This is a genomic window from Micromonospora sp. NPDC007208, from assembly GCF_042869175.1.
Lineage (GTDB): Bacteria > Actinomycetota > Actinomycetes > Mycobacteriales > Micromonosporaceae > Micromonospora > Micromonospora foliorum.
On the sequence record NZ_JBIAFG010000001.1, the window covers coordinates 656063 to 671940 of the forward strand.

Below are 15878 nucleotides of genomic sequence, written 5' to 3' on the forward strand. Positions count from 1 at the left end.
GATGTGGCGGGGGCGACGGCGTGACCGGGAAGCTTGATCTTGATCCGGTGCTGGTGGCGCGGGCGCGGGAGTTGGCGCGTCGGGCCGGGCAGCCGGTGGTGGACCTGGCCCGCAGCCACACCACGGTGTCGGTGGAGCGGGCGGTGCTGCGGTTGGCCGGGGTGAGCGGCGCCGACCCGGACGGCATCCCGTGGGTGAACCGGCTCGTCGACGCGGTCGCCGCGGACGTGGGGTTGGGTCACGGGGTGGCGGTGCCGGTGTTCGACGCCCTGGTCCGCGACGGCAGCACCGACGTGACGTTGCTGGCGCAGAAGGCCGCCGCCGGGTCGGTGCGGTTCACCCAGCCCACCGGGCGGGCCGCGACGGCCGCCCGGTCGGCGGCGCGCAAGGCGGTCGGCGCGGGCATCCGGCGCATCGACCGGCGGCGCGCCGAGCGGGACCGTCTGGTGAAACGCCACGGCGACCCGGCGCAGCGGCCGTGGATCTACCTGATCGTCGCCACCGGTGACATCTACGAGGACATTCCGCAGGCGCAGGCGGCGGCGCGGGCCGGTGCGGACGTGATCGCGGTGATCCGCTCCACCGGGCAGTCGTTGCTGGACTACGTGCCCGAGGGCGCGACCCGGGAGGGGTTCGCCGGCACGTACGCCACGCAGGAGAACTTCCGGTTGATGCGCGCGGCGTTGGACGAGTCGTCGAAGGAGGTGGGCCGCTACGTGCGGTTGACCAACTACGCGTCGGGGCTGTGCATGCCGGAGATGGCCACGCTGGCCGGGCTGGAACGCCTCGACATGATGTTGAACGACTCGATGTACGGGATCCTGTTCCGCGACATCAACCCGGTGCGCACGTTCGTCGACCAGCGGTTCTCCCGGCAGGTGCACGCCCGCGCCGGGATCATCATCAACACCGGTGAGGACAACTACCTGACCACCGCGGACGCGGTCGACGAGGCGCACACGGTGACGGTGTCGCAGCTGCTCAACGAGTTCTTCGCGCACGAGGCGGGGTTGGCGGACTGGCAGTTGGGGTTGGGGCACGCGTTCGAGATCAACCCGGAGGTGCCGGAGTCGTTCCGGTTGGAGTTGGCGCACGCGTTGCTGGCCCGGGAGTTGTTCCCCGACGCGCCGTTGAAGTGGATGCCGCCGACGAAGCACATGACCGGTGACGTGTTCCGGGGCAACCTGCTCGACGGGTTCTTCAACCTGGCCGGGGCGCTGACCGGTCAGGGCATCCTGCTGGTGGGGATGATGACCGAGGCGGTGGTGACGCCGTGGTTGTCCGACCGGGACATCGCCCTGCAGAACGTGCGCTACGTCCTCGGCGCGGCCGGTGGGCTGCACGAGGACTTCGTGCCCGCGCCGGGCGGGTTCATCCGCCGCCGCGCCAACCAGGTCCTCGGTGAGGCGCTGGACCTGCTGGAACGCATCGGGGAGCAGACGCTGCTCACGGCGATCGCCGAGGGCACCTTCGGGATCATGAAGCGGCCCGCGGACCGCGGCAAGGGCCTGTCCGGGGTCGCCGCGCACGAGGCCGACTACTGCAACCCGGCCACCGACATCCTGGAGGCCGCCGCGTGAGCGGGGAGAAGCAGATCGTGCGCCCGTACGGGGACACCACCGGTGACGGGATGGTGCAGGTGTCGTTCACCCTGCCGGTGACCCACGACAAGCGCGCCGAGGGCGCGGCGGTGCAGTTGGCCAACAAGATGGGCATCGACCCGGCGATGGTGGTGCACGCCAAACCGATGGGCGACGGGTTCACGTTCTTCGTCGTCTACGGGCGGGTCAACCACCTGGTCGACCTCAACGCCGTGCAGGTGGTGGAACGGGACTTCGCGCTGCTGTCGGCGAAGGACGTCAACACGGTCATCAAGCAGCGGTTGCGGCGCAAGCTGTCGGTGGTCGGGGCGTGCATCGGCACCGACGCGCACACCGTCGGCATCGACGCGATCCTCAACGTCAAGGGCATCGCGGGGGAGAAGGGCCTGGAGTACTACCGGGAGTTGAAGGTCACCAACATGGGCGCGCAGGTCAGCGTGCCGGAGCTGGTGGAGACCGCCCGGGCGGAGAAGGCCGACGCGGTGCTCGTGTCTCAGGTGGTCACCCAACGCGACGCGCACCTGCACAACACCCGGGAGATGTCGGCGGCGTTCCGGGAGGCGATGCCGGCGGGGCGGCGGCCGCTGCTGATCGTCGGTGGCCCCCGCTTCGACGAGACGATGACCGACGAGTTGGGCGTGGACCGGATCTTCGGTCGGGGCACCACGCCCGGCGAGGTGGCCAGCTACCTCGTGCACGCCCTGATCACGCAACGGAAGGCGATGGCATGACCGACGCACGGCTCGGGTTGACGGTGACGCACCGGCGGTATGTGCCGTACTCGCACGCCCACTACGCCGGCAACCTCGTCGACGGGGCGTACGCCCTCGGGTTGTTCGGCGACGTCGCCACGGAGGTGTGCATCCGCACCGACGGCGACGAGGGCCTGTTCGCCGGGTACGCCGACGTGCGGTTCCACGCGCCCGTGCACGCCGGGGACGTGGTGGAGGTGACCGCGCGGGTGGCGCGGGTGGGCACCCGTAGCCGCACCTTGGAGTTGAGCTGCGCGGTGGTGTGCCGGGGCCGCCCGGACCGTTCCGCGTCCGCCGCCGAGGTCCTCGACCCGCCGGTCGTGGCGGTCACCGCGACCGGCACCGTGGTCGTCCCCGCCGCCAGCGTGAGTCGCGAGGAGTGAGCCGGGTTTGCGAGCCCCGCAGTCGCGAACAGGGAAACTCGTGACCCTGGCGGTCTGCGCGGACGTCGGTTCCACGTACACGAAGGTGGCGGTGGTGGACCTGGCCGCCGGTGTCCTGGCCGGCGCGGCGTCGGCGCCCACCACGGTGGGCACGGACGTGTTGCACGGCCTGGACGCCGCGGTCGCGGCGGCCACCGCCGGGCTCGGGGTCCGCGACGTGCCGTGGTACGTGTGCTCGTCGGCCGGCGGTGGGTTGCGGCTGGCCGTGGTCGGCTACGAGCCGCTGGTCACCGCGCAGGCCGGGCGGCGGGTCGGGTTGTCCGCCGGCGCGCACGTGGTGCACGTCGCGGCCGGGCGGCTCGGCGCCGCCGACCTGACGGCGTTGCGGGCGGCCCGCCCGGACGTGGTGCTGCTCGTGGGCGGCACCGACGGCGGCGACGCCGACACCATCAGCCACAACGCCACCCGCCTGGCCCGCGTCCGGTGGCGCCGACCCGTGGTGTACGCGGGCAACGCCGACGTGCGCGCGCAGCTGACCGGGCTGCTGCGCGACGCCGGGGTGCCGGTCACCGACGCCGACAACGTCCTGCCGCGCATCGGGGTGCTCGCCCCGGCGTCGGCGCGCGCGGCGATCCGCGCGGTGTTCCTGCGCCACGTCATCGGCGGTAAGCGACTGTCCAGGGGCGCCCGGTTCGCGCGGCTGGTGCGGGCGGCCACCCCCGACGCGGTGCTCACCGGTGTGGAGGTGCTCGCCGACACCCTCGGCGGCGACCTCGCCGTGGTCGACGTGGGTGGGGCCACCACCGACGTGTACTCGGTGCTCACGCCGGACGAGCGGGCCACCGGGCCGGGCCGGGAGGTCGCCGGCAGTCTGTGGCGGGCCCGCACCGTGGAGGGCGATCTGGGCATGCGGTGGAGCGCCCCCGGGGTCGTCCGGGCCGCCGTCGAGGAGCGGCTGCTGAGCGCGGACGAGTCCGACGACCTTGCGGCCGCCGCGGCGCGCCGGGCGGCCGACCCGGCGTTCCTGGCCGTCGACGACGTCGAGCGGGGGATGGACCGGCGTATCGCCACCCTCGCCGCGACGGTGGCGTTGCGCCGGCACGCCCGGGGCGCCGCCACCGGTGAACGCTCCGGGCGGGATTTGCGCGACGTGCGGCTGCTGGTGGGCTCCGGTGGGGTGCTGCGGCACGCGCCGGCGGACGCGTCCGGGCAGGTCCTGGCGGCGGTCCTGGCCGACCACGCCGGCGGGTGGGCGCTGCCGCGTGCCGCCGCCGCGGTGGTCGACGCCGACTACGTGTTGGCCGCCGGAGGGCTGCTCGCCGAGGAGCACCGGGCGGCCGCGCAGGCGCTGCTGCGTCACCATCTGCGTACGCATTGAGACTCGCCGACCCGACACGCCGTGTTACAACACACGACAGGCCGGCTGCGGGTTGACAACCGACGGGGGTCGGCACGTACCGTCTTTGAGTCCTACCACGGGAAGCGGCTGTTGTTCGCTTCGTCCCTTCGTCCGCTGGCCGAGCGACATGTTTCAGCGTCATCGTCGCGGCGGCCAGGTCCAGCGGGCGGGGGTCGGCGGGGCGGCGCGAACCGGCCGCGGTTACCGGTGTACGGGCAGGGTGAGGTGCACGGCCAGTAGACAACGGCCCGGCGGGGGCAGCCAGTCCACGTCCGGTCGGTCCGAAGGTCGTCGTGCCCCATCCTCGCCACACCGGCCGGGAAGGGCCTGGGAGCATCGGGGCGCGGCGCGAGCCGCGCCCCGATTTCATGTCCCCCGGGCGGTTCGTGCCCGACGGCCCGACGCGGCCGGTTCACCCGCCAGCCAGGTAACCTTCGCCCCGTGATCGAGGTGAAGCGGTGACGACCCTGGACCGGGATGAGACCCACACCCCGGCGGCGCTGCCCCAGCCGGTCGTTGCCGGTCGGCCGCTGCCGCTGCGGGTCGCCGTACCCCTGGCCGTGGCCGCCGGGCTGGCCCTGCTGGTGGCGTTCCCCCCGTACGGGGTGTGGCCGCTCGCGCCCGTCGGGGTGGCGTTGCTGGCCGCCGCCGCGCACCGGCGGCGGTTGCGCGCCGGCGCCGGCCTGGGCTTCCTGACCGGGGTGGCGTTCTTCGCCCCGCTGCTGGCCTGGACGAACCTGCACACCGGCTACCTGCCGTGGGTGCTGCTGTCGCTGCTGCAGGCCGGCTACCTGGCGCTGCTGGGCGCGGCCACCGCCTGGGTGTCGCCGCTGGCCGACCGCGCCCGCTGGGCGTGGCCGGCGCTGACCGGGCTGCTCTGGGTCGGGCAGGAGGCGCTGCGTGACCGCACCCCGTTCGGCGGGTTCCCGTGGGGGCGGTTGGCGTTCAGCCAGGACACCTCACCGCTGCTGCGCCTGGCCGCGCTGGGCGGCGCCCCACTGGTCACCTTCGCCGTGGCCCTCGTCGGCGGGTTGCTGGTCACCGCCGCCTGGGGGGCCTGGGTCACCGCCCGGCGCCCCGCACCCCCGCCCAGTGACGCCGTGCCGGGCGCTGACGGCCCGCTGGACGGCCGGTCACCCGCCGGGGCGACGGCGGCACGGCGGTGGGCGCCGGTGGTCGTACCGGCCGTCGTGGCCGTCGCGCTGACCGCCGGGGCTCTGCTGGTGCCGGTGGCCACCGCCGGGTCCGGCACCAGCGTCACCGTGGCGATCGTGCAGGGCAACGTGCCGCGGCTGGGCCTGGACTTCAACGCCCAACGGCAGGCGGTGCTCAACAACCACGTCGACGCCACCATCGAGCTGGCCGCGCGGGTGGCCGCCGGGCAGCAGCGGCGACCCGACCTGGTGGTGTGGCCGGAGAACTCCAGCGACATCGACCCGCTGCGCAACCCCACCGCCGGTGCGCGGATCTCCCAGGCCGCCGACACCATCGGCGCGCCGATCCTGGTCGGCGCGGTGCTGCTGGGCCCCGACGCCGGGCAGGTCCGCAACGCGGGCATCCTGTGGCGTCCCGGCACCGGCCCGGACCTCGACCAGCTGTACACGAAACGCCACCCCGTGCCGTTCGCCGAGTACGTGCCGCTGCGCGACGTGGCCCGGATGGTCAGCAAGCAGGTCGACCTGATCCGCAACGACTTCGTGCCGGGAAGCACCCCGGGCGTGGTACGCGCCGGCCCCGCCGTGCTCGGTGACGTGATCTGCTTCGAGGTCGCCTACGACGAGGTGGTCCGCGACACCGTCACCGGCGGCGCGCAACTGCTGGTGGTGCAGACCAACAACGCCACCTTCGACGTGGCGGAGGCCCGCCAGCAGATGGCCATGGTGCGGCTGCGGGCGGTGGAGCACGGACGGCCGGCGTTGATGGCCTCCACGGTCGGAGTGTCCGGGTTCGTCGCACCCGACGGGCGGGTAAGCGATGCCACCGGGTTCAACACCCGGGAGGTCATGGTGCGGCAGTTGCGGCTCGACGACGGGCGCACCCTCGCCACCCGCCTCGGCTGGTGGCCCGAGGTGGCGCTCGCCGCGCTGGCCGCGGCGGCCCTGGTCGGCGCGGCGGTGCTGCGCCGACGGCAGCGGGTCAGGCCCGGATAGCAACAGCCGGTACGCCGGCGGGAGCGGAGGAACCGTGATCCAGGCGACCGATACGATCCGACGCGCGGACGAGGTGCCCGGGGTGGGCCGGGTGCTGGTGGTGATCCCCACCTACAACGAGGCCGACAACATCGCCGTGATCGTGGGCCGGGTCCGGCGCGCCGCCCCGGCGGTGCAGATCCTCATCGCCGACGACAACAGCCCCGACGGCACCGGCGCGATCGCCGACGCCCTCGCCGACGGCGACGCGCACGTGCAGGTGCTGCACCGCCACGGCAAGGAGGGCCTGGGCGCGGCGTACCTGGCGGGGTTCGGGTGGGCGCGCGAGCGTGGCTACCAGGCGGTCGTGGAGATGGACGCCGACGGCTCGCACGCCCCGGAGGACCTGCCGGCGCTGCTGGCCGCCGCCCGCGACGCCGACGTGGTGATCGGCTCCCGGTGGACCCGCGGCGCGCGGGTGCTCAACTGGCCGCTGCGGCGGCTGCTGCTGTCACGTGGTGGGAACCTGTACGCGCGCCTGGCGCTGGGCATGCCCGTATCCGACGCCACCGGCGGCTACCGGGTGTACCGGATCAGCGCGTTGGACGCCATCGACCTGGGGTCGGTGACCTCGCAGGGCTACTCGTTCCAGGTGGAGCTGTCGCGGCTGGCGCACCGGGCCGGGGTGCGGATCGTGGAGGTGCCGATCACCTTCGCCGAGCGGGAACGCGGCGACAGCAAGATGAGCCCGAAGATCGTGGCCGAGGCGCTGTGGCGGATCACCGCCTGGGGTGTGCGCGACCGGCGCCAGGCGGTACGCCGGGGCCTGCACGGCACCGCCACCGGTCAGGCACGGTGGCCGTGAGCGGTCAGGCACGGTGGCCGTGAGCGGTCAGGCACGGTGGCCGTGAGCGCGGCCGTGTCATGCTGGATGAGCGGACCACGTCCGTGGTGTCCGCAGGAATGGCGATGAGGTGAGATGCGCCGAGGACTGAGGTTCGTACCGTTGGCCCTGCTGCTGGCGGTGGTGCTAGAGCTGGCGGTGTTCGTCGGCGTGGGACGGGCGCTGGGGTTCGGGGCGGCGGTGTTGCTGGTGTTCGCCGCGTCCTTGCTGGGGCTGGTGCTGCTGCGCCGCGAGGGCATGCGCGCCTGGCGCGGGTTCCGGGCCGCGGCGGCGGCCGGGCAGCCCCCGGGCGGGCAGGTGACCGACGGGCTCGTCGGGTTGGCGGGCGCGCTGCTGCTGGCGGTGCCCGGCCTGGTCAGCGGGCTGGTCGGGTTGCTGCTGCTGGTGCCGCCGGTGCGTCGACTGGCCCGCGCCGGGGTGCGACGCGCCACCGAGCGGCGGGTGTCGTCGATGGTCGCCGGTGACCTGTTCGGGCCCCGCACGGTGCGGGTGCGCCAGGGTGCGCCACAACCGACCCCGCAACCGACTCCGCAGCCGGAACAGCCGGTGGTGGTCGACGGCGGCCGGGCCATCGAGGGCGAGATCGTCGAGCCCGGTCGGCACTGAGACCAGCCACTGACCGCGCACAGACACGACGACGCCCCCGGGGATTCCCCGGGGGCGTCGTCGTTGTGCGTCGTGCGGCTCAGGCGCGGCCGCGGCGGGTCCGAACCTCCTGCAGCCGCTCCTCGAGGATGTCCTCCAGCTCGGCGATCGAGCGCCGCTCCAGAAGCATGTCCCAGTGGGTACGCGGCGGCTTGGCCTTCTTCTGCTCCGGCTCGCTGCCGTCGACGAGTCGGGCGACGCTGCCGTCGAACTTGCATTCCCAGGTCGTCGGGACCTCGGCGTCGACGGCGAACGGCACCTCGAACTGGTGGCCCTTGGCGCAGAGGTACTCGCGGGTCTGACGCGGCGCGAGCTCCGTGTTGCGGTCGGATTCGTAGCTCACCGCGCCAAGGCGGCTTCCGCGCAGCATACGCTCGCCCATGATCGACTTCCCCTCGTTCGTGGTGCTGGTCTTCTGGGTGTAACGGTGCGTCCCCGTCGAGCCATTCCCGCCCGAGGGCGTGAGGCGTCGACGGGTGGGCCGGGACCAAGGGTAGCCGGCCGGGACGCTCACCCGGTGAGGTGATCCCCAGGCGGGTCGGGACAACGGTGTGTGTCCGCTGCCACCGGGGAGGTTAACCGCCCGAGCCTACCGAAGGTTGCGCCACGATCATCAGGTGGCGTCGCCGGGAGTGGCGGCGCCGAGGCGGGCCAGCGCCAACGCCAGGTCACTGACCTGGTCGCCGAGTTGCGCCACCCGCCGCTGGGCCAGGTCCCGGTCGGTCTCGGCGGCGTCGAGTCGTACCGTCAGGGCGGTGCGGTGACCCTCGGCGGTCGCCGTGGCCTGCCGGGCCGCGGTCAACTCCGCGGTGAGCGTGTCGCGCTGGGCGGCCAGGGCGGCCACCTCCGCGCGCAGCCGCGCGGTCACCTCGGCGGCCTCCTGCCGGGCGTCGTCGGCCTGCCGGGCGGCGACCTCGGCGCGGTCACGGGCCCGGTCGGCCTGCTCGCGCGCCCGGGCGGCGTCGGCGGCCTCGGCGCGGGTCCGTGCGGCGTCGGCGCGGGACTGCTCGATCTGGCGCCGGACGTCCTGCACCTCGGCCTGCCACCGCCCGGCCCGCTCGGTCGCCTCGGCGGCGGCCCGGGTGGCCCGTTCGGCCTCGGCGCGCAGCGCGTCGCGTTCCACGCTCAGGTCGGCCACCCGCTGCCGTTCGGCGTCGCGTTCGGTGCGCAGGTCCCGCACCTCGGCGCGGGCCTGGTCCCGGTCGCGCTCGGCCTGGGCGCGCAGCGCCTCGGCGGCGCTGGCCTCGTGGCGGGCCTGGTCGCGGGCGGCCTCGGCGTGCTGGGCCCGCTCGTCGGCGGCGACAGCCTGCCGCTGCGCCTGCTCGGCGCGCTGGCGGGCGTCGTCGGCCTCGGCGCGGGCGTCACGGGCCTGCTCGCGGGCCCGCGCCGCGTCGGCCGCCGCGGCCTCGGCGTCGTCGCGGGCCTCGTCGCGTTCGGTCTGCGCCGCCGCGATCTCGGTGGCGGCCTCCGCGCGGGCCTGGGCGAGCTGCCGCTGCACCCCCACCGGGGACAACTCGGCGTGCAGCGACTCGGTCAACGTCTCGACGATCTGGTCGAGGCGGTCCACCGCCTCCCAGGTGCGGGCCACCTGCCCGGGCAGGCCGGGGGCGTTGCGGTGCCGCATCCGGCTGTTGCGGGAGGCGCGCTGGCAGGCGCCGTCGTTGTCGCGGCAGTAGCGAAACGGTCGACCCGCGCCGACACGCTGCGGCACCGGCCGTCCACAGTGGGCGCAGGGGCGGGTCTCGGTGGTGCTGGGCTGGGCGTCCATCGAGGGCGAAGTCTAGTGCCGGCCGATCAGCTCGTCGCCCGGGCCGTCGCGTCCAGGGTGTAACGGCGTTGCAGCAGCAGCGCCGCCAACATCGCCACGGCCGGCAGCAACCCGAAGCCGTAGCGGACCGCCGCGAGCGCGGCGTCCGGTTGCACCGGCGACTCACCGGCCGTCGAGGCCACGAAACCACCCACGGTCAGGCACAGCGCGTACGCGTACGGGCCCAGGGCCGCGCCGGTGGCCTCGGTGGCCGTCCACACCCCGGTGTAGGTGCCGGCCCCGATGGCGCTGGTGGTGCTGGCGGCGCGGATCACGTCGGGCAGCATCGAGAACGGCAGCAGCTGCATGCCGGCGAACGCCACCCCGAGCACCGCCACTGCGGCGACCAGCACCGGCAGGCCGGCCGGGCGGCCCACCGCCAGCACCAGCGAGCCGAGGGCGAACGCGCCCTGCGCGCCGAGCAGCGCCCGCTGCTTGCCGACGCGTCGGGCCACCACCAGCCAGGCCGGGGTGACCAGCAGCGCCGGCGCCACGAACGCGGCCACCAGCACCGTGGTCAGGCCGGGGGCGCGCAGCTCGTACTCGGCGTAGTAGGGCACCCCGGCGAGCACCAGGTGGGTGGTGGTGGACATCGCCAGATACGCGGCGACCAGCCACCGGAACTGCCTGTCGCGCAGCGCGGTGCGCAGGGCCCGCCACCCGCCGTGCCCGGACGAGGTGCTGGCCGGCGCGGACCCGCGCAGCCGGGCGATGCCGGCGACACCGACCAGCATGGCCAGCAGCATCCCCACGGCGAGGACCACGCCCATGCGCTGGTAGCCGCCCCGCGTCGCGGCGTCGCCGCCGGTCAGCAGTGGGGCCAGCAGCCCGGAGACCAGGATGCCCAGGGTCAGCACGACCATCCGGAACGCCATCAGCCGGGTGCGTTCGTGGTAGCCGATGCGCAGGTCGGCCGGGGTGGCCAGGTAGGGGACCTGGTAGGCGGCGAAGAGCAGGTTGCCGGCGATGAAGAACACAGCCACCCACGCGGCGGCCGGCGTGCCGGTCAGGCCGCCGGGCACCGCGAAGAGCGCGGCGAACGCGACCGGCAGGGCGCAGCCGAGCAGCAGCAGGCGACGCCGGTCGCCGCGGCGGGTCTGCTCGACGTCGGCGCGGTGCCCCACCCAGGGGTGCAGCAGCACGTCGGCGACCTTCGGCAGCAGCAGCGCCAGGCCGGCCAGCCACGGCCCGACGGCCAGCACGTCGGTGAGGAAGTAGAGCAGCAACAGGCCGGGCACGGTCACCCAGACACCCATGCCGAGGGAGCCGGCCGCGAAGCCCGCCAGGGGGCCGCGCGGCAGCGTCGTGTCGGTGGCGGCCGCGGGCCGCCGGTCCAGCCCGGTCATCGCCGCATCCTCTCCGCAATCCAACGGTTGCTGGATTCTAGGGGCAGAATGGCGACCATGACCATGCCCCGCCGCCGCCCGGGTCGGCCCCGCCGCGACGAGACCCGGCCGACCCGCGAGGTGGTGCTCACCGCGGCGACCGCGCTCTTCGCCGAGCGGGGCTTCGACGCCGTCGGGCTGCGGGAGGTCGCCGCCGCCGCCGGGGTCGACGTCGCCACTGTCGCGCACCACACGGGTACGAAGGCAGCCCTCTACGACGCGTGCTTCGCCCGGGTGTTCGCCGCCGAGCGGGAGGTGCTCACCGAGGCCGCCGAGCAGGCCCGTACCGCTCTCGACGCGGGTCCGCACGCGGCGCGGCGCGCCCTGCACGAGCTGGTCGACGTCTTCGTGGACTTCCTGGAGGATCGCCCCGAGACCACCGCGCTGTGGCTGCGCCGCTGGCTGGAACCGCAGCGGCACGCCGAGCTCGACCAGCGCTACGCCGACCCGTTGTACCGGCTGGTCGCGGAGCTGCTCACCGCCGCCGCGGCGACCGGCGCGCTGGCCGAGCCGACCCCGCACATCACCGTACGGAGTCTGGTGTGGGCGACGCACGGGCACGTGGTGGCGTTGGCCGCCGGCGCGCCCGGCGCTCGGGAGCGGCGCGAGTTCCGGGCGTTCGTGCACCGCCTGCTCGACGGGCTGTACGGATCACCGACCCCTTGACGGGCCGCCGCCGCGCGACGATTATCCATCGGACGTTGGATTAATGGGGGGCGGCAATGGGCGTACCACCTCGGGTGGCGGTGATCGGGGCCGGCGCCGCCGGGCTCGCCGCGGTCAAGGCACTCCGCGACGCCGACGTGCCGACGGTCGGCTTCGAGGCCGCCGAGCAGGTCGGTGGCCTCTGGGTGTACGGGGCGCCCGACTCGCCCGCGTACCGCACGCTGCACCTCAACACCAGCCGTGGTCGCACCCAGTTCGCCGACCACCCGATGCCCACGGACTGGCCCGACTACCCCGACCACCGTCGCGTCGCCGGTTACCTCGCCGACTACGCCGCGCGTTTCGGGCTGGCCGACACCATCCGGCTGCGCCACACCGTCGAACGGGTCACCCAGCATCCCGACGGCACCTGGACGGTGGCCGCCAGCGGCCCGACCGGCCCGGTCGAGGTCACCGTCGACGCCGTGGTCGTCGCCAACGGGCACAACCGGGTGCCCCGGCTGCCCGATCCCGGGTACCCCGGCGAGTGCACCGCCGAGCAGATCCACAGCCACGACTACCGGGGCCCGGAGCAGTTGGCCGGCAGACGGGTCCTGGTCGTCGGCGGAGGCAACTCCGCGATGGACATCGCCGTGGACGCGTCGTACGCCGCCACCCGTACCCTGCTGTCGCTGCGCCGGGGCGTCTGGGTGGTGCCGAAGTACCTGCTGGGGTGCCCCTCGGACACCCTCAACGGGGCGTTGGCCCGTCGACTGCCGTGGCGCCTGCGCCAACGCATCAGCCAGACGATGCTGAGCGCCACCGTCGGCAACCCCGCCCGCTACGGGCTGCCCGCGCCGACGCACGGCTTCCTGCAGGACCATCCGACGCTCTCCGACGGGTTGCTGTCGCGGCTGACCCACGGCGACGTCGAGGCCCGGCCCGGCGTCGCCGCCCTCGACGGCGACCGGGTGGAGTTCACCGACGGCCGCAGCGACAGCGTCGACCTGATCATCTGGTGCACCGGTTACCGGGTGGACGTCCCGTTCCTCGACCCGGCGCTGCTCGCCGGGGGCGCCGACACCCTTCCGCTGTACCGGCACGTGTTCCACCCCGACGCCCCCGGGCTGAGCTTCGTCGGGTTGATGCAGTCCACCGGGTCCGCGTTCCCCCTGGTCGAGGCGCAGGCCAAGCTGATCGCGGCGCACCTCGCCGGCCGGTACGCGCTGCCGGACGCGGAGCGGCAGCGCGCCGCCTGCCGGGCCGAACTGCGGGCCGCGACCGCCCGCTGGGGTCAGCGCCGCCCGGCGATGCGGGTGGACTTCGACGTCTACCTGGCCGAGCTGGCCCGGGAGTTGACCGCCGGGACGCGCCGCGCCCGCTCCGGCGCGGCGTCCCCGGCGGGGGCACCCCGGTGAGCGGTCGATCCCTGACCGGTCGGCGGGTGCTGGTCACCGGGGCGAGCGGGACCTTCGGCCGCCACCTCGGCGCGGCGCTGAGCGCGGCCGGCGCCCGGGTGGTGGGGCTCGACCTGCACGCCCGCCCCGACGACGACGTTCCGGTGCTGGGCTGCGACCTGACCGACCCGGACGCCGTGCCACCGGCGGTGCGGGCCGCCGTCGACCGGCTCGGCGGGCTCGACCTGCTGATCAACAACGCCGGGGTCGGTGGTCCCGCGCCGGCCGAGTTGCCGCCCGACGAGGTGGTCCGCCAGCAACTGGAGGTGAACCTGCTCGCCGCCTGGCGCACCACCGCCGCCGCGCTGCCCCCGCTGCTCACCGCCCGCGGGCGGGTGATCTTCGTGGCCAGCCGGATGGCCGTGTTGCCCCTGCCGCTCGCCGCCGCGTACGGGGTGAGCAAGCGGGCCCTGGTCGCCTACGCCGACGCGCTGCGCCACGAGGTGGGCACCCACGTCGGGGTGAGCGTCGTCTACCCGAGCATGGTCGCCTCACCGATCCACGACAGCACCGCCGCGGCCGGGCTGTCCCTGCGGGGGGTGTCCCGCCCCGAGCCCGTCGAAGGGGTGGTCGCGGCGATCCTGCGCACCGCCACCGCCCGGCGGGCGCCCCGTGACGTGGCGACCACCGCACGCGGTCGGCTGGAGATGGCCGTCGGCCGGCACGCGCCCGCGCTCGCCGACCGGCTGGTACGGCGTACCCTCGCCGCCCGGCTCGCCGCCGGTGACCTTCACGCCGCGCCGCTGGCCGCCGGCATGGTCAACCGCTACCGGGGGCGGTGACCGCCCAGGTCAGGGCGTGGCGACGGCCGCGCGCGAGCGGTCGGCGGCGATGCGGACGGCCAGCGCCGCGAGCGCCGTACCGGTCACCCACCGCTGCACCCGCAGCCACACCGGCCGACGGGCGAAGAACCCGGCCAGCGAGCCGGCGCTGAGCACGATCAGCGCGTTCACGATCAGCGCGACGGCGATCTGGGTCAGACCGAGCAGCAGGCTCTGCGCGGCCAGGTGCCCACGCGTCGGGTCGATGAACTGCGGTAGCAGCGACACGTAGAGGATCGCGATCTTCGGGTTCAGCAAATTGGTGACCAGGCCCATGGTGAACAGTCGCCGGGGCGGGTCCGGCGGCAGCGGCGCCGGCGTGAACGGCGAGTGCCCACCCGGTCGCAGCGTCCGCCAGGCCAGCCAGAGCAGGTAGCCGGCACCGGCCAGCTTCACCACCGCGTACAGCGTCGGCACCAGGACGAAGACGGTGGCCAAACCGGCGACCGCCGCCGCCAGGTAGACGCCGAAGCCGGCGGCCACCCCGAGCAGCGAGATCAGCCCGGCCCTGCGGCCCTGCGCCACCGAGCGGGACACCAGGTAGACCATGTTCGGGCCGGGGGTGAGTACCAGCCCCAACGCCACCAACGCGATACCCAGCAGTGCACCCGTACCCACCATGACGTGCCCCCCGTTCGGTAGTTCCCACACCGACCGTAATCGGGATGAACGTCCCAACCCAGGGCCACCTCGCAGGCCGTGGCCTGCGATCCCGGGTGATCCACTCGCGTTCGGTGCCGCCGGCCGCGCCGCGGCGGGAATGCGCACCGTGGCGGGCGCGCTGACCCCTGACAAGTGCGCGTCGCCGGCCGGAGGGGGCGCGTTACGGTGGCCAGGGAGGTGCCGCACGGTGACCGAGGCGTGGGAAGCGTCCGTGGAGGCGAAGATCCAGGATGCCGTTCAGCGCGGCGAGTTCGACAACCTGCCCGGCATGGGCAAGCCGATCCCCGGCCGTGGGGCGCCGTACGACGAGTCGTGGTGGATCAAGAGCTTCCTGGAGCGCGAGGCACTCCCCAGTGACCTGCTCCTGCCCACGTCGCTGCAACTACGCCGGCGCATCGAGCAGGTCCCCGACGAGGTCCGTGACCTGCCCACCGAGGAGTCCGTCCGCGACTTCGTGGCGCAGTTGAACGCGCAGATCGTGGCGTGGCTGCGCAACCCCGACGGCCCCCGGGTCGTGGTGCGGCCGGTCAACGCCGATGACGTGGTCCGCCGTTGGCGCGCCGAGCGGGCCCGGCCCGAGGTCACGACGACCGCCACCGAACCGGCGACCGTCGTGACGCCGGCGCGCCGGCCCCGCCGCAGTTGGTGGCGGCGGTGGCGTAGCCGTCGGGGCTGACCCCCGGGCCACGGCCACGGCAGACTGTGCCGATGCTCATCGAATCGCAGACACCCGGCACGCCCTCGACGCCGGGTGTCGCCCTGCGCCCCTGGTGCGCCGACGACCTGGATGAGCTGGTGCAGGCGTACCGGGATCCGGTGCTGCGCCGCTGGACCAGATTCCCGGTGACCACCGCCGCCGAGGCCCGGCGGTGGCTGGACGGCGCCCTGCGGGACTGGGCCGAGGGCCGGCGGTACAGCTTCGCCGTCCTCGAAGAGCAGGCCGACGGCGCTCGGCTGGTGGGCAACGCGGTGCTCAAGGGGGTCACGCCGGAGCGCCCGGCGCCGGAGGTGGGCTACTGGACGGCGTCGTGGGCACGCGGTCGCGGCGTCGCCCCGCGCGCGGTCACCGCGCTGAGCCGCTGGGCGTTCGACCGGTTTCCCGGGCTGGCCCGTCTCGACCTGCTGCACCAGGTGGACAACGTGGCGTCCTGCCGGGTGGCGCAGAAGTGCGGGTTCGTGTTCCAGGAGGTGGTGCCGGCCCGGCCGCCCTTCCCGCTCGACGGTCACCGGCACTCGCTCGACGCCGGCTAGCCGGGCGGCACACCTCCGCGCCCGAACCTGGTGCGA

16 protein-coding genes are annotated in these 15878 nt (G+C 74.6%); 12 read left to right on the forward strand and 4 right to left on the reverse strand.

Annotated elements, in window-relative coordinates:
- Positions 1-20 precede the first annotated feature (20 nt).
- From ACFYL6_RS02780 to ACFYL6_RS02810, 7 genes are all read left to right on the forward strand, one after another.
- On the forward strand, positions 21-1580 hold the full coding sequence (locus tag ACFYL6_RS02780; protein WP_387166489.1) for a lysine 5,6-aminomutase subunit alpha: 1560 nt from the start codon (positions 21-23) through the stop codon (positions 1578-1580).
- The gene (locus tag ACFYL6_RS02785) at positions 1577-2332 is read left to right on the forward strand and encodes an OAM dimerization domain-containing protein (protein WP_387166491.1); all 756 of its coding nucleotides are present in this window, start codon (positions 1577-1579) and stop codon (positions 2330-2332) included. Before ACFYL6_RS02780 ends, ACFYL6_RS02785 begins: the two co-directional genes overlap by 4 nt.
- Complete coding sequence (locus ACFYL6_RS02790; RefSeq protein ID WP_387166494.1) at positions 2329-2736, forward strand: hotdog domain-containing protein; 408 nt, start codon at positions 2329-2331, stop codon at positions 2734-2736. Before ACFYL6_RS02785 ends, ACFYL6_RS02790 begins: the two co-directional genes overlap by 4 nt.
- 40 nt (positions 2737-2776) lie before the next feature.
- A complete protein-coding gene (locus ACFYL6_RS02795) occupies positions 2777-4114 on the forward strand; it encodes a glutamate mutase L (protein ID WP_387166497.1) in 1338 nt (445 codons plus the stop codon).
- Positions 4115-4593: 479 nt separating this feature from the next.
- Complete coding sequence (gene lnt, locus ACFYL6_RS02800) at positions 4594-6285, forward strand: apolipoprotein N-acyltransferase (protein WP_387166500.1); 1692 nt, start codon at positions 4594-4596, stop codon at positions 6283-6285.
- 34 nt (positions 6286-6319) lie between these two features.
- Entirely contained in the window at positions 6320-7129 is an 810-nt protein-coding gene (locus ACFYL6_RS02805) for a polyprenol monophosphomannose synthase (protein WP_387166503.1), read from the forward strand.
- Between the two features lie 114 nt (positions 7130-7243).
- On the forward strand, positions 7244-7774 hold the full coding sequence (locus ACFYL6_RS02810) for an FxsA family protein (RefSeq protein ID WP_238681388.1): 531 nt from the start codon (positions 7244-7246) through the stop codon (positions 7772-7774).
- A 79-nt stretch (positions 7775-7853) separates the two neighbouring features.
- Here the strand turns inward: ACFYL6_RS02810 and ACFYL6_RS02815 are convergent, their stop codons facing one another.
- The 3 genes from ACFYL6_RS02815 to ACFYL6_RS02825 form a co-directional block, all read right to left on the reverse strand.
- A complete protein-coding gene (locus tag ACFYL6_RS02815; RefSeq protein ID WP_030327608.1) occupies positions 7854-8195 on the reverse strand; it encodes an RNA polymerase-binding protein RbpA in 342 nt (113 codons plus the stop codon).
- A 231-nt stretch (positions 8196-8426) separates the two neighbouring features.
- Entirely contained in the window at positions 8427-9581 is a 1155-nt protein-coding gene (locus ACFYL6_RS02820; RefSeq protein ID WP_387166506.1) for a hypothetical protein, read from the reverse strand.
- Positions 9582-9607: 26 nt separating this feature from the next.
- Positions 9608-10966: an MFS transporter gene (locus ACFYL6_RS02825; RefSeq protein WP_387166509.1), complete on the reverse strand. Its 1359-nt coding sequence runs from the start codon at positions 10964-10966 to the stop codon at positions 9608-9610.
- A 57-nt stretch (positions 10967-11023) separates the two neighbouring features.
- On the opposite strand from ACFYL6_RS02825, the gene ACFYL6_RS02830 reads away from it, so the two are divergent.
- The 3 genes from ACFYL6_RS02830 to ACFYL6_RS02840 are packed head-to-tail and all read left to right on the forward strand — an operon-like array spanning position 11024 to position 13889.
- Entirely contained in the window at positions 11024-11671 is a 648-nt protein-coding gene (locus ACFYL6_RS02830) for a TetR/AcrR family transcriptional regulator (RefSeq protein WP_387166512.1), read from the forward strand.
- A 56-nt stretch (positions 11672-11727) separates the two neighbouring features.
- A complete protein-coding gene (locus tag ACFYL6_RS02835; protein WP_387166516.1) occupies positions 11728-13068 on the forward strand; it encodes a flavin-containing monooxygenase in 1341 nt (446 codons plus the stop codon).
- Entirely contained in the window at positions 13065-13889 is an 825-nt protein-coding gene (locus ACFYL6_RS02840) for an SDR family NAD(P)-dependent oxidoreductase (RefSeq protein ID WP_387166518.1), read from the forward strand. Before ACFYL6_RS02835 ends, ACFYL6_RS02840 begins: the two co-directional genes overlap by 4 nt.
- A gap of 9 nt (positions 13890-13898) precedes the next feature.
- Here ACFYL6_RS02840 and ACFYL6_RS02845 read toward each other — a convergent pair whose 3' ends face one another.
- Positions 13899-14549, reverse strand: a complete 651-nt coding sequence (locus tag ACFYL6_RS02845) for a LysE family translocator (RefSeq protein WP_387166521.1) — start codon at positions 14547-14549, stop codon at positions 13899-13901.
- Positions 14550-14778: 229 nt separating this feature from the next.
- Here ACFYL6_RS02845 and ACFYL6_RS02850 point away from each other — a divergent pair, with 229 nt between their 5' ends.
- Together ACFYL6_RS02850 and ACFYL6_RS02855 are read left to right on the forward strand one after the other, a co-directional pair.
- On the forward strand, positions 14779-15267 hold the full coding sequence (locus ACFYL6_RS02850; RefSeq protein ID WP_387166524.1) for a DUF1992 domain-containing protein: 489 nt from the start codon (positions 14779-14781) through the stop codon (positions 15265-15267).
- A 32-nt stretch (positions 15268-15299) separates the two neighbouring features.
- Positions 15300-15842 (forward strand): GNAT family N-acetyltransferase, encoded by a 543-nt coding sequence (locus tag ACFYL6_RS02855; protein ID WP_387166527.1) that lies wholly within the window; start codon positions 15300-15302, stop codon positions 15840-15842.
- The last annotated feature ends 36 nt before the right edge of the window (positions 15843-15878 follow it).